The sequence below is a fragment of the Streptomyces sp. NPDC033966 genome (genome assembly GCF_055575955.1).
Genome location: NZ_JBVIRQ010000008.1, coordinates 337,876 through 349,733, shown reverse-complemented (window position 1 = coordinate 349,733; position 11,858 = coordinate 337,876). Strand labels below are relative to the sequence as shown.

Sequence of the window (11,858 nt, the reverse complement as noted above, 5' to 3'; positions counted from 1 at the left end):
GGCTACTTCTGGGTGAAGGTGCCGAGGTGGTTCTGGTCGAGGTACTCGACCCGGACCGTGCCGTCGGAGAAGAACACCCCGGTGCGGCCGACGGCGTTCTCGCCGGCGGTCTCGAAGCTGAAGGTGTCGCCGTCGTAGTGGGTCAGGGGGAAGCGCATCGGCTTCGGCCCGAGGGAGAGGACCAGACCCTTGCCGGAGGGGCCGGCGGTGACGGTGAGGGGGCCGTAGTACGGGTTCTCGTACGTACCGGTGTAGACGCTGTCGTCGCGGGCGGGCTTCGCGCCGGCCGGGGGGTGGGCGTAGTCGGTGTCGGACCGGACGGCGTCGTCCAGCTGCCGGTACGCGGTGGCGATGATCGTCAGCCAGTCGGCGGTCGGCTTGCCGTGCTCGGCGATGTCGAAGAAGTCCAGGGCGACGGAGTCCGCCAGGCCGACGGGCGAGCCGTTGGTCAGGACGACGATGCCGAGGCGCTCCAGCGGGACCATCGTGACGTTGGTGTTGGCGCCGAGCTCGAAGCCGCCGGAGTGGCTCAGGCGCAGCCGGCCGGCGTCGTCGTAGTTGACGTTCCAGCCGAGCCCGTAGAACTGCGGGGTGCCGCGGGGGGTCTGGGCCTGGGAGACGATCTCGGGCACGCGGGTGCGGCTGAGGGTGTCGGCGGGGATGACGCGCTTGCCGTCGAGGGTGCCGGTGTTCAGCTGGAGCCGCAGCCAGCGGGACATGTCGCGGGCGGTGGAGCTGGTCCCGCCGGCCGGGGTCTGGGCGTCGGCGTCGCGGACGTAGCGGGGGCTCCAGGTGCCGTCGGGGTTCTTCACGTGGCCGGAGGCCCGGTCCGGGGCCTTGGCGTAGGCGGAGAACTCGGTGCTGGTGCGGGTCATGCCGGCGGGCTTGAAGAGGGTGTCCTCGCTGAGCTTCTGCCAGCTGACGCCGTGGTCGCGGGCGACGGCCTCGGCGGCGGCGGTGAACCCGAAGTTGGTGTACGCGTAGCTCGCGCGGAAGGGGGTCAGCGGCTCCTCGCGGAGGTGGCCGAGGATGTACGCCCGGTCGTAGCCGAGGTCCTCCAGGAGGTCCCCGGCGTGGTCGGGGAGGCCGCTGCGGTGCGAGAGCAGGTCGGCGGGGGTGACGTGCGAGGTGACCCAGGGGTCCTTGAGGGCGAAGCCGGGGAGGGTGCCGGCGAGGGGCTTGTCCCAGGCGTCGGGGGAGGTCAGGGTCCCGGCGATGACGGTGGAGGTGACCGGCTTGGAGACGGAGGCCAGCTGGAAGACGGTGTCGGGGCCGACCTTGGCGGTGTCGCCGGTGCGGCGGAGACCGAAGCCCTTGAGGTAGACCACCTTGTCGTCGTGGACGACGGCCACGGAGACGCCCGGCACGCCGGTGCGGCGCATGCCGGCGGCGATGGTGGCGTCGAGCCGGGCGATCGCGGCGGCGACGGCGGCGTCGGTGAGGCGCGGTGCGGGGGGTGGCGGGGGAGTGGGCTCCGCCGGCACGGCCGCGGAGACCATCAGCACCGCGGCCCCGGCGAGTCCGGCTGCGCGGAGCGTACGCATGGGGCCATTGTCCGCCCGCCGCCTGCGGCGCGCCGCTCGGCCGCGATCCGGACTCCGTCCGATCCGGACTCCGTCCGGCGGGGCCGGTGGGCCGGGTGCGGGTGGTGTGCCGCTGCGCGGGGCCTGGCCCCTCCCCGCCCTTCACCCGTTCTCGCCTCAAACGCCGGCGCGGCTACAGACACGGCGCTACCGCGCCCGCGCCTCAAACGCCGGCGAGGCTGAAATCAGCCTCGCCGGCGTTTGAGGCGCGGGGGTCTGGGGGGCGGAGCCCCCAGGGAGGGGTCCGGGCGGAGCCCGGGGAACGGTGGAAGGGCGGGTAGGGGACCGGCCCCGCGCAGCGGCACACCACGCGCACGCGACCCACCGGCCCGAGCCACGCGAACCGACCCGCCCCGGCCCCGACGGACGGAGTCCGGCGCAGCGGCGCGTGAAGAAAGGGCGGCCAGCTAGGCGGCGGCCGCGGCCGGGACGTCCTGTTCGGCTTCGACGGTGGCGTTCCAGTCGCGCTTGATCGCGCGCCAGCCCTCGTCCGTCTCGCCCAGCCGCCAGTACCCCGAGACGGACATCCGCTCGCGCGACACACCCCGGTCCAGGCGGAGATGGCGGCGGAGCTCCTTGACGAAGCCCGCTTCGCCGTGGACGAAGGCGTGGACGTCCGAGGAGGGGAAGTGGAGGCTGGTGACCGCTTCCAGCAGGGCCGCGCCCACCGGCCGGTCGCCGCGGTGCAGCCACACCGGGGCGATGCCGTCCGGGGTGCGGATGTCCTGCTCGTCCGCCGGGCCTCCGACCTCGATGAAGGCGTGCACCAGCGCGCCCCGCGGCATCCGCTCCATCGACGCCGCGATACCCGGGAGCGCGCTCTCGTCGCCGACGAGGAGGTGCCAGCCCGCCAGGGGGTCCGGGGAGTAGCCGCCGCCGGGTCCGAGGAAGTGGACGAGTTCGCCGGGCTGGACGCGGGCCGCCCAGGGGCCGGCCAGGCCCTCGTCGCCGTGGACCACGAAGTCGAGCGTCAGTTCCAGGCGGGCCGGGTCCCAGGCCCGGACGGTGTACGCGCGCTGGCGGGGCCAGGCCTCGCGGTGGTGCGTCGCGCGGATGGCCTCCATGTCCCACGGCTCGGCGTACCGCACGCCCTCGGGTTCGAAGAGGATCTTCACGTAGTGGTCCGAGTACGTGCCCGCGCCGAAGCCTGCAAGCCCGTCGCCGCCCAGCACGATGCGGACCATGTGCGGCGTCAGTCGTTCGGTGCGTACGACGACTGCGGTGCCGACGGTGCGGGCGCGTCCTTCTGCCACGGTGTCTCCCCTTACGCCTTACGAAGCTTAGGATTACCTAACTTAGCACCTCATGGGCGCAGCGCGCTGCTCAGGCGTGACATCGCTCCTCCCAGACCCCACCGATGGGCGAGCGCATCTACCATCTCGGGTCGAGCGGGGGACTGGGGAAGGGCCGGGTCGAAGGCCGGCAGCGGGACGTCCGAGGCCACCTGGACGACCTTGGGGGCGACGGCGAGGTACGGGCGGGACTCGTCCAGGCGCTTGCGCTGGGTGGGCGTCAGCTTCGACTTCGGGTCGCCGACCGCCGCGATGATCCCCGCCAGGTCCCCGTACGCGTCCAGCAGCTTGGCCGCCGTCTTCTCGCCGATGCCCGGTACGCCCGGCAGGCCGTCGCTCGGGTCGCCGCGCAGCAGCGCGAGGTCCGCGTACCCGGGGCCGTCCACTCCGTACTTCTCGCGCAGCCACGCCTCGTCGGTCACCTGGAGGGTGCCCACGCCCTTCAGCGGGTACAGCACGCGCCGCCGCCGGGCGTCGTCCACCAGCTGGTAGAGGTCCCGGTCGCCGGTGACGATGTCCACCGGGCCGGTGGCGCGGGCGGTGAGGGTGCCGATCACGTCGTCCGCCTCGTACCCGGCGACCCCGACCCGGGCGATGCCGAACGCGTCCAGCGCCGCCTCGATGATCGGCACCTGCGGGACCAGGGTGTCCGGGGTCTCCTCCACGTCCGGGCCGGTCTCCGTCTCCTCCGCCACCCGGTGCGCCTTGTAGGACGGGATCAGCTCCACCCGCCAGTGCGGCCGCCAGTCGGCGTCCATGCAGGCCACCAGATCGTCCGGGCGGTGGTCCTGCACCAGCCGCCCGATGAAGTCGAGCAGTCCGCGCACGGCGTTGACGGGCGTGCCGTCGGGGGCCTTCACGGAGTCCGGCACGCCGAAGTAGGCGCGGTAGTAGAGGGAGGCGGTGTCCAGGAGCATCAGGCGTCGTGTCGTCACGCAGACGATGATGCCGCACCGCCGACGGCCCGCCCGGAGTAACCCCGGGTGACCTGATCGTCACTCAAACAGTTCGCCCGGCGCGCGCGTTCGCCAACCCTCGCGGAGGGTGTGGATCAGCGGCAGGGCGCTCCGCCCGTCCGGCCGTGCCCGTTCCCCGTCCTGTGAGGGATCCGCATGCCCCGTCGCGGAGTCGCCCGCGCCCTCGTCGCGAGCACCGTGCTGTCCCTGCTCCCCGCCGGTTCCGCCGTGGCCCGCGACCAGGCCCCCGACCCGGCTGCCGGGCCCCCCGCGGCCCGGCTGACCCCCGGCGAGCTGCGCGAGCGGGTCCGCCGGGAGGTCTCCCCGGCCGAGTCGCGCGGTCTGGGCCCCGAGCACGCCGAGGCGCACGCCCGTACCCGCCTCGCGATGCGCGACGAGGCCGACCGCCCCGACACCGCCAGGGCCGCCCGCCTCACGTCCCTGACGGAGTCCCAGGCCAGGGCGAACGCGGGCTTCCGCCCGGCGGTGTACGGCGCGTTCACGGAGTACTTCGACTCCCCGGACTTCGGCGCGCACACCGCCCTGCTGCCCACCGGCAAGGTGCTGCTGTTCTCCTTCGAGCACACCGGTGCCGGCCGCGCCTTCCTGTGGGACCCCGCGAAGGGCACCGGGGCCGGTTCGTTCACGAGGGTCACCCCGCCCCCGACCGACCCCTTCTTCCGCACCGGCCACTCCCTCCTGCCCAGCGGCCGGCTCGGCGTCTTCGGCGGCCCCGCCGGGAGCGGGCTCTCCCTGGTCTTCGACCCCTGGACCGAGACCTGGAGCCGCGAGCAGGAGACGGCCACCGCCCGCCGGGCGGGCTACCCGGGCGGGGCCGGGCCGCTGTGGGGGAACAGGGCCCCGGCGATGGAGCGCTTTCCGGTACTCGGTCACCCCGTCGCGGCCGCCGGCCCCTCGTACGCGCCCGCCGTCGGCCGCCCCGGCGACAACACCGTCCTGATGCCCGACGGGACCCTGCTCACCGCGAGCGGCGCCTACGACATCCACGACTACGCGAGCGGCCTGCTCAGCCCCGCCCCCGATCTGAGGTACCGCCAGCTGGAGCTGCGCGACACCAAGGGCGGCTGGCGGCTCGGCCCCGTGCAGCGGCTGCCGCGCGGCCACCACTCCAGCGCCCTGCTCCTGCCCGACGGCCGTGTCGTGATCACCGGCGACGAACTCCAGCAGACCGCCCACGACGCCGACCTCCACGACGACATGCACGGCACCATCGAGATCTACGAGCCCGCCTACCTCCACCAGGGACCCCGGCCCGGGCTCGACGAGGTGCCGGCCGCGCCCCTCGCCCCCGGGGACCGCTTCCTGGTCCGCACCGGCACCCCGGACCGGGTGCGGCGGGCCGTGCTGCTGGCCCCGGCCGGCGCCCCGCACGCCGCCGGCGCCGGGGCGGGCCGCAGGCAGGCCGAACTGCGCATCGAGCGGCGGGAGGGCGGACTCCTCACCCTCCAGGCACCGCCGGCGTCCGCGGCCGCGGCCCCCGGCCACCACATGCTCTTCCTCCTCGACGCGAAGGGCGTGCCCAGCGTCGCGCGCTGGATCCGGCTGAGCTGAGCCGGCCCGCCCCGCACCCCTGCCCTCCTCCGCCCCACACCCAGGAGACCCGATGGACGACGCGCAGCCCCTCACCCCCGCCCGCAGAACCGTCATCAGGGCCGGGGCGGCGGCCGCCGCCGCGCTCGCCGTGTGCCCGTACGCCGCGGGCGCGGCCACGGCGGCCACGGCCGCGCCCCCGGGAACGGCGCCCCTGCCCGCCCCGGCGCCCGCCGAGTCCGCCGCCCTGCCCCTGCGCGCCGACCGCACCACCCAGGGCGACATCCTCGCGGGCTCCCGCAAGGACCACGCCTGCCTGCTGCTCCTGCACTTCGACGACGCCGCGCGGGCCCGTACCTGGCTGGGCCGGCTGCTGCCGGAGATCTCCACCACCGAGGAGATGGCCCGTTTCAACGCCGCCTTCAGCGCGGCCCGGCTCAAGGCGGGAGGCGGCGACCCGGCCGGACTCTCCGCCCAGTGGACCGGGCTGTCCCTGACCCATGCCGGGCTGCGCCTGCTCGCCGGGCGCGAGCCCTTCCCGGCCCTGCCCGCCGGCAGCACCGCCGAGGCGTTCGCGCAGGGCCCCGCCGAGCGCGCGGAGGCGCTCGGCGACACCGGTGACAGCGCCCCGGACGCCTGGCTGTTCGGCGCCGAGGAGCCCGAGCGCGCCGTGCACGCCGTACTCAGCCTCTCCGCGGACGATCCCGCCCGGCTCGCCGCCGTGGTCGCCCGCCACGAGAAGGCCCTCGGCCCGGCCGGGGGCCGGATCGTCTTCCGGCAGAACGCCGGCAAGCTCCCCGGGGCGCTGAAGGGGCACGAGCACTTCGGCTTCTCCGACGGCATCAGCCAGCCCGGCGTACGCGGCTTCCACGCCCCCGACCCCGACGACGCGAACACCGTGAAGGGCAAGCCCGGCACCCGCCTGGTCCCGCCCGGGGAGTTCCTCGTAGGACAGGAGAAGGCCGGGCGGCGGCCCGCCGGACTGCCCGCCTGGGCCACCGGAGGCTCCTTCCAGGTGGTCCGCAGGCTCGCCCAGGACGTCCCCGGCTGGTGGGCCCAGGCCCGGGAGCGGCTGGCCGACCTGAAGAAGGCCGGGGCCGCGCCGCCGGAGGCCACCGAGACCTGGGTCGCCGCCCGCCTCGTCGGCCGCTGGCCCGGCGGCACCCCCATCGCCGGCTGCCCGCTCGCCGAGCAGCCCGCCCCCCTCGGCACCGACCCGGACGCCGCCCTGAAGTACGCGGGCGACCCCGACGGCCGGCACACCCCGCTGTTCGCGCACATCCGCAAGGGCAACCCGCGCGACGGCCTCGTCATCGCCCCCGGCCGGCCCCCGCTGGCCGCCGCCGACCTGGACGGACGGCGGATCATCCGGCGCGGCATCCCGTACGGCCCCGCCTACGACTTCGACCGGCCCGCCCACGAGCAGGAGGCCCCGCGCGGCCTGGTCTTCGTCGGCTACCAGGCCGACCTCGTGCAGCAGTACGAGTTCATCACCAAGCGGTGGATCAACGACCCCGACTTCCCGCCCGGCCGCAACCCCCGCGTCGGCGCGGACCCGGCGATCGGGCCGGACTCCCCGGTCACCTTCGAGACCGAGTCGGTGGGCGGCAGCCGCGCCACCACCCTCCGCTTCGGCCGGTTCGTCCGCACCGAGGGCGCGCTCTACGCCTTCACCCCCTCGCTGCCCACCCTCCGTGCCCTGGCCAAAGGCAGGCTCGACCGCTCCGTCGAGGTCCACAGCGGCACCGTCCTGCGCGCCGGGGACGTCCTCGACGCGGGCAGCGTCCGCCTGGTCCTCCAGGCGGACGGGGACCTCGTCCTGCTCGCCTCCGGCGGCGCCCGCCTGTGGAGCGCGGGAACCGAGGGGACCGGGAACGAGGCCGTCTTCTCCGCCGACGGCGAGCTGACCGTACGCACCGCCGCCGGCGCGGACCTGTGGAGCAGCGGCACCGACGGCCACCCCGGCGCCCGGCTGCTGGTCCGCCCTGCAGGTGACCTGGTGGTCCTCGCCGGTGACCGTGTGCTGTGGCAGGCGGGCGGGGGACACGTAGGGTAACGGGGGAACGACGGGAATCCACCGGGTCGCGGCCCGGTGGGCTCTTGCGCGCGAATCCGGGGGCGGTTGCTGCGTAAGGTGCTTACAGCACACCGATGTGCGACGAGGACAGGGGAGGGCAGCCCCGACATGAACGGCAAGGAAGACGGAAACATCGCGGACGCCACGGACGGCAGGGAGTACGCCCCCGCGCGGGCGGGCGCGACCGACGCCAACGACAAGGAGAAGGACTCCAAGGAGCCGCTGCGGGTCGGCGTCGCCGTGCGCAAACGGCGCCGCGCACTGCACCTGACCCTCGCCGCCGTCTCGGCGCGCAGCGGCCTGTCCGTCCCCTTCCTGAGCCAGATAGAGAACGAGCGCGCCCGCCCCAGCATGCGTTCGCTGGAGCGGGTCGCGGACGCGCTGGAGACCACGGCCGTCGACCTGCTGGCCGCCTCCGACACCGCGCGCACGGTCGACCTCGTACGGGCGGGGGACGAGTCCGGGCTCACCCCGGTGATGGGCGTACGCCCCCTCGTGCGCGGCCACCACCAGCTGCACGCGCTGGAGTTCACCGGCGACCAGGACGCCGGCCGCGAGTACCAGCACCGCAACGACGAGCTGATGTACGTGGTCTCCGGCGCCTGCCAGGTGGAGGCGGAGGGCCGGGCGTACCGGCTGGAGTGCGGCGACGCGCTGTTCCTGTCCGGCGGGGTCCGCCACCGCTGGCGGGCCGCCGGTGACGACACCAAGCTCCTCGTCGTGGCCGTCGGCGACCACATCCACGCCACCTCCGAACCGCCCTCGCCGGAGCACTGAGCCGGTGCGCGTCGTCTCCCTCGTGCCGTCCCTGACCGAGGCGGTGGCGGTGTCCGCGCCCGGACGGCTCGTCGGGGTCACCGACTGGTGCACGCACCCGGCGGACCTGGGCGGCGCGGTACGGATCGGGGGGACGAAGAACCCGGACGTACGGGCGGTCGCGGAGCTGCGCCCCGACCTGGTGATCGCCAACGAGGAGGAGAACCGGGCCCCGGACCTGGACGCGCTGCGCGCCGCCGGGCTGGAGGTGCTGGTCACCGAGATCCGGGACCTGCCACAGGCCTTCGCCGAGCTGGACCGGCTCCTGGCCGGCGCCCTGGGGCTGGAGCGGCCCGAGTGGCTGGACCGGGCCGAGGAGGCCTGGGCGGCGGTGGAGCCCGCCGGCTCGTTCACCGCCTTCGTGCCGATCTGGCGGCGGCCCTGGATGGTGCTGGGCCGCGACACCTTCGCGGGCGACCTCCTCACCCGCCTCGGGGTGCGCAACGTCTACGCCGGACACCCGGAGCGGTACCCGAAGGTGCCGCTCGCCGAACTGGCGGCGAGCGGCTGCGATCTGGTGGTGCTCCCGGACGAGCCCTACGCCTTCACCGCCGAAGACGGCCCGGAGGCCTTTCCGGACCTCCGGGCCGCCCTCGTCAGCGGGCGCCACCTGACCTGGTACGGGCCCTCGCTGGCGGAAGCCCCGGCGGTTCTGGGGGCGGCGATCAGGCGGTCTTCGGCAGCAGCCGGCCGGTGACCAGGCCGCGCAGGGTGTGGACGGCGGCGAGCAGCCAGGCGGTGACCAGGCCGAGGAACAGGGCGGTGGCCAGCCAGGCGAAGGCGTCCAGCCCGGTGTGGCGGGCCAGTCCGGCGGCGCCGGTGACGCAGGTGCCGACGGGGAAGGTCAGCGCCCACCAGGTCATCGCGAAGCCCATGCCGTTCCGGGCGGCCCGGACCAGCATCGAAGCGGCCAGGGCCAGCCACAGCAGGGCGAAGCCCATCACGGGCACCCCGTAGACCACCGCGAAGGCGCCGAGGGCGTGGGCGTAGGAGGCGTCGATGGCGCCGGGCGCCACGTCGGCGAGCTGGTTCACGGCGGTGGTGGACTGCCCGAGGGGGCCGAGCACCAGGAACAGGGCCGGGGTCAGGGCCAGGGGCAGGGGGCCGTGCAGGAGCAGCCGGCCGAAGACCAGGGGGAGCAGCAGCAGGGTGGCGAGCAGGCTGATGCCGAACATGGCGTAGCAGGCGAGCAGCAGCGCCTCGCGGGGCTGCCCGGCGGGCAGGTGGGGGACCAGCAGGGGCCCGACGGCGGCGGAGACCATGGGCGAGACCACGGGCAGCAGCCAGACGGGGGAGGCCTGCGAGGCCTCCACCTTGTGCCGCACCACCATCAGGTAGGGCACGACGACGGCCATGCCCAGGCCGATCACGGTGCCTGCGGTGAAGAGCACGGTGTCCACGGCGACGGCGGCGGAGGTCCCGATCAGGTCCTTGCCGACGATCAGGGTGCCGCCGCCGACGGCCAGCAGGGCCATCGCCAGACACCCGTAGAAGGGGGCGACGGCCGGGTCGAGGAGGTGGGCGCGGGCCTGGTCGCGGTGGTGCAGCCAGTGCCCGGCGCGGGCGGTCAGCAGCACGGCGAGGGCCACGGCGGACAGCGCCCAGACGAGCTGGCAGGCCACGCGCTGGCCCGGGAGCTGGTACGGGAGGGTGGCTCCCGCGTTCGCGATGATGGCCGTGCCCATGACGGAGGCGTACCAGTTGGGGCCGAGGTGGCGCAGCGCGGGGGCCTTGTGGGTCCGGGGCGCGAGTTCTATGACGGTGCGGGGTCGCACGGTGGTGGTGGCCATGGGCCCAGCGTCCCGTTGTCCGGGGCCGTACGGCAGAGGCCGCACATCTATGAGGCCATAAACTGATGTTATGGCCAACGAGGAGACGGTTCCGCTCGCACACCGCGTGCCGGACCTGGGCGCGCTGGAGCTGCTGCTCACAGTGGCCCGGGTCGGCAGCCTGAGCGGTGCCGCACGGCACCTGGGCATCACGCAGCCGGCGGCGAGCAGCCGCATCCGGGCGATGGAGGCCCGGCTCGGCGTCGCCCTGGTGGACCGCTCCCCGCGCGGCTCGACGCTCACGGCGGAGGGCGCGCTGGTCACGGACTGGGCGCGGCGGGTGGTGGAGGCCGCCGAGGCCTTCGACGCGGGCGCGCAGGCGTTGCGCGGGAAGCGCGACTCGCGGCTTCGGGTGGCCGCCAGCATGACCATCGCCGAGTACCTGCTGCCCGGCTGGCTGATCGCCCTGCGCGGGGAGCGCCCCGACACGGCGGTGTCCCTGCACGCCGGGAACTCGGCCGACGTCGCCCAGCGGGTCCTGGCGCACGAGGCGGACCTCGGCTTCGTGGAGGGGCTGAGCGTCCCCGAGGGGCTGGACTCCGCCGTCATCGCGCAGGACCGCCTGGTGGTGGCGGTGGCGCCGCAGCACCCCTGGGCGCGGCGCTCGAAGGGGGTGGAGGCGGCCGAGCTGGCGCGGACCCCGCTGATCCTGCGCGAGCGCGGCTCCGGCACCCGGCAGGTGCTGGACGCCGCGCTGGCCGCGTCCGGGGGGCTGGCCCGGCCGCTGCTGGAGCTGGCCTCGACCACCGCCGTCAAGGCGGCGGCGCTGAGCGGGGCCGGGCCGTGCGTCCTGTCGGAGCTGGCCGTGGTGGACGAGCTGGCGGCCCGCCGGCTGGTGGAGGTCCCCGTCCCGGGCGCCGCACTGGCCCGCGCCCTGCGCGCCGTCTGGCCGACGGGGTCCCGTCCGGCGGGGCCGGCGCGGGACCTGCTGTCGCTGACCCGGCGGCGCGCGTAGGCCCGGGCCGTTCGGGCGAGGGCGGATCGTTGAGGGCCCGCGGCCGACACCTCGTCAGGACGCGGAAACCCCCACCGGCTCGGCCCGGCGGACGCCCGCCGCCGCCGCCTCGACGAAGGAGGCCATCACCCGGGTGTCCTTGTCCCGCTCCGGGTGCCACTGGACGCCCACGACCCAGCGGGAGCGGTCGGGGTCCTCGATCGCTTCCACCGTGCCGTCGTCCGCGTACGCCGAGACGACCAGGCCCCGGCCCACGAGGTCCACGGCCTGGTGGTGGTAGGTCGGGACCTCCGCCTTCTCGGGGACCAGCTCCGCGTACCGGGTGCCCGCCACCGGGGTGACGGGGTGCCAGGAGGTGACGCCCGGGGTGTGGACGTGCCCGTCGATGTGCTGGACCAGGGTCCCGCCCAGCGCCACGTTCAGCGCCTGCATGCCCCGGCAGATCCCCAGTACGGGCAGCTCCAGCTCCAGGGCGGCCCCGATCAGGGCGAGTTCCCATTCGTCGCGGACCCGCGCGGGGGGACCCGTACGGGGGTCGCGCGCGGCCCCGTAGCGCACCGGGTCCACGTCCGGGCCGCCCGAGACGATCAGCCCGTCCAGCCGGCCCAGCACCTCCGCCGCCCGCTCCGATTCGTCCGGCGGGAGCAGCACGGCCGCACCGCCCGCCGCCTGGACCAGCTCGTAGTACCCGGAGGGGACGAGCGACGTGGGCAGGTCCCACACGTTGTAACGGGTGGATTCCTCCACGTAGGTGGTGATGCCGATGAGCGGCCTGGGCACGGATTACCTCCAGGATGGT

General features: G+C 75.1%; 10 protein-coding genes. 5 read left to right on the top strand and 5 right to left on the bottom strand.

The features are described 5' to 3' along the window. Positions 1-2: 2 nt before the first annotated feature. From ACZ518_RS24390 to ACZ518_RS24380, 3 genes are all read right to left on the bottom strand, one after another. Complete coding sequence (locus ACZ518_RS24390; RefSeq protein WP_469115106.1) at positions 3-1,544, bottom strand: serine hydrolase; 1,542 nt, start codon at positions 1,542-1,544, stop codon at positions 3-5. Positions 1,545-1,990: 446 nt separating this feature from the next. Continuing rightward, positions 1,991-2,836 carry a siderophore-interacting protein gene (locus ACZ518_RS24385; RefSeq protein ID WP_469115105.1) on the bottom strand — a complete coding sequence of 282 codons (846 nt, stop codon included), beginning with the start codon at positions 2,834-2,836 and terminating at the stop codon, positions 1,991-1,993. A 50-nt stretch (positions 2,837-2,886) separates the two neighbouring features. Further along, positions 2,887-3,792, bottom strand: coding sequence for a 5'-3' exonuclease (locus ACZ518_RS24380; protein ID WP_469115143.1), 906 nt, complete (start codon positions 3,790-3,792; stop codon positions 2,887-2,889). Positions 3,793-3,987: 195 nt separating this feature from the next. On the opposite strand from ACZ518_RS24380, the gene ACZ518_RS24375 reads away from it, so the two are divergent. From ACZ518_RS24375 to ACZ518_RS24360, 4 genes are all read left to right on the top strand, one after another. Further along, positions 3,988-5,403 (top strand): galactose oxidase-like domain-containing protein, encoded by a 1,416-nt coding sequence (locus ACZ518_RS24375; RefSeq protein ID WP_469115104.1) that lies wholly within the window; start codon positions 3,988-3,990, stop codon positions 5,401-5,403. Positions 5,404-5,455: 52 nt separating this feature from the next. Further along, complete coding sequence (locus ACZ518_RS24370) at positions 5,456-7,438, top strand: Dyp-type peroxidase (RefSeq protein ID WP_469115103.1); 1,983 nt, start codon at positions 5,456-5,458, stop codon at positions 7,436-7,438. A gap of 129 nt (positions 7,439-7,567) precedes the next feature. After that, the gene (locus ACZ518_RS24365; RefSeq protein ID WP_469115102.1) at positions 7,568-8,236 is read left to right on the top strand and encodes a helix-turn-helix domain-containing protein; all 669 of its coding nucleotides are present in this window, start codon (positions 7,568-7,570) and stop codon (positions 8,234-8,236) included. A 4-nt stretch (positions 8,237-8,240) separates the two neighbouring features. Continuing rightward, on the top strand, positions 8,241-8,972 hold the full coding sequence (locus ACZ518_RS24360; RefSeq protein WP_469115101.1) for a helical backbone metal receptor: 732 nt from the start codon (positions 8,241-8,243) through the stop codon (positions 8,970-8,972). Here ACZ518_RS24360 and ACZ518_RS24355 read toward each other — a convergent pair. Then, complete coding sequence (locus ACZ518_RS24355) at positions 8,941-10,065, bottom strand: TDT family transporter (protein WP_469115100.1); 1,125 nt, start codon at positions 10,063-10,065, stop codon at positions 8,941-8,943. The two genes, ACZ518_RS24360 and ACZ518_RS24355, sit on opposite strands and share 32 nt — an antisense overlap. 70 nt (positions 10,066-10,135) lie before the next feature. On the opposite strand from ACZ518_RS24355, the gene ACZ518_RS24350 reads away from it, so the two are divergent. Next, complete coding sequence (locus ACZ518_RS24350) at positions 10,136-11,059, top strand: LysR family transcriptional regulator (protein WP_469115099.1); 924 nt, start codon at positions 10,136-10,138, stop codon at positions 11,057-11,059. 54 nt (positions 11,060-11,113) lie between these two features. Here ACZ518_RS24350 and ACZ518_RS24345 read toward each other — a convergent pair whose 3' ends face one another. After that, a complete protein-coding gene (locus tag ACZ518_RS24345; protein WP_469115098.1) occupies positions 11,114-11,839 on the bottom strand; it encodes a gamma-glutamyl-gamma-aminobutyrate hydrolase family protein in 726 nt (241 codons plus the stop codon). Positions 11,840-11,858: the final 19 nt, after the last annotated feature.